Source organism: Frankia sp. CoBUL1 (assembly GCF_978021245.1).
This window is the reverse complement of record NZ_CDXDOS010000096.1, coordinates 1-571: the sequence shown is the minus strand read 5'-3', so window position 1 is coordinate 571 and position 571 is coordinate 1. Positions and strand designations below refer to the sequence as shown.

The 571-nt window shown below is 73.6% G+C and carries 1 protein-coding gene; it reads left to right on the top strand.

The window, feature by feature from the left end:
• Window positions 1–571: PP2C family protein-serine/threonine phosphatase (locus AC08OX_RS09300; RefSeq protein WP_476607445.1), on the top strand; the 571-nt coding region annotated here is incomplete at both ends.

The following is a 571-nucleotide window of genomic DNA, read 5'->3' as shown; positions in this document are numbered from 1 at the left end:
CGAGCAGCGTGGCCGCCCTGTTCCGGCATTCCCACCTTCGATCCGCGATCATTGTCCCGCTGCTGGTCGGCCCGCACTGCCTGGGAACCGTCGGGTTCGCCGTCACCGCGGCCCGCCCCTACCGCGAGCAGGACACCCAGACCGCCACCGAACTGGGCAGCCGGATCGCAACCGCGATCGCGAACGCCCACGCCTTCGACCACCAGCGGACCGCCGCCCTGACCCTGCAACGCGCCCTGCTGCCCCGCGACATCCCCACCCTGGACGACCTCGACCTGGCCTGGCGCTACCAGCCCGGCACCAGCGGCACCGAGGTCGGCGGCGACTGGTTCGACGTCATCCCCCTGCCGGCCGGACGGGTCGCGCTGGTCATCGGCGACGTCATGGGCCGCGGCCTGAACGCCGCCGCCGCCATGGGCCAGCTACGCACCGCCGCCCGCACCCTCGCCCGCCTCGACCTGCCCCCCGCCGCCCTGCTGACCGAACTCGACGCCGTCACCCGCAGCATCGACACCATCGCCAGCGTCGCCTACGTCATCCAGGACCCGGCCACCAGCACCCTGACCGTGGC